The sequence below is a fragment of the Streptomyces hilarionis genome, assembly GCF_024539675.1.
In the GTDB taxonomy this organism is placed as follows: Bacteria; Actinomycetota; Actinomycetes; order Streptomycetales; family Streptomycetaceae; genus Streptomyces; species Streptomyces hilarionis.
Genome location: NZ_JAHHIT010000408.1, coordinates 1 through 527, shown reverse-complemented (window position 1 = coordinate 527; position 527 = coordinate 1). Strand labels below are relative to the sequence as shown.

Sequence of the window (527 nt, the reverse complement as noted above, 5' to 3'; positions counted from 1 at the left end):
AGTTAACCTCGATCGGAAACAGCCACCTAATTCGGCACTCGTCCAGCATGTTGTCGAGCATCCGATCCCCTGTATTGAAGAACGTCCGTTTCAATTCTTCGCCAAGCAATTGAGGAAGCATTCGTTCAATTCGGCCACTGGGTAGCATCTCGAACGCAACCCCGTTACGCGCAAAAATGCGATTGATAGTCACGCGGAAGTCCTCCTGCCCCGCCTCCTGGTCGAAGCTCAGGTGGTGATGACTGAAGAAGTCGTGATACTTCCCAGAGATCGGCTTTGCTACTGATGCGTGGACGAACTCGAGGAAGTCCAAGACAAGCAAAGTGTTCGGCGCAAACGGCTGGCGCTCAGCGAAATAAACCTCTCCGTCGGTAAAGAAGGTCTTCAATGGCCAAGCCAAATCGGGCATCTCGGCTCGTACGGAGGCCGCCAATGCTTCCGCATCGCTTCCGCAAGTGGCTGGTCCATCCGGACAACATTCGGGAAAGCGCAGGCCGAATGCACCGCTATTGATCAACGCCTGCACC

The 527-nt window shown here is 54.6% G+C and carries 1 protein-coding gene; it reads right to left on the bottom strand.

Annotation, left to right across the window (positions count from 1 at the left end; translation table 11 throughout):
• The coding region (locus tag KMS84_RS43770; RefSeq protein ID WP_256921272.1) for an AbiJ-NTD4 domain-containing protein at positions 1-527 on the bottom strand (527 nt) is incomplete at both ends.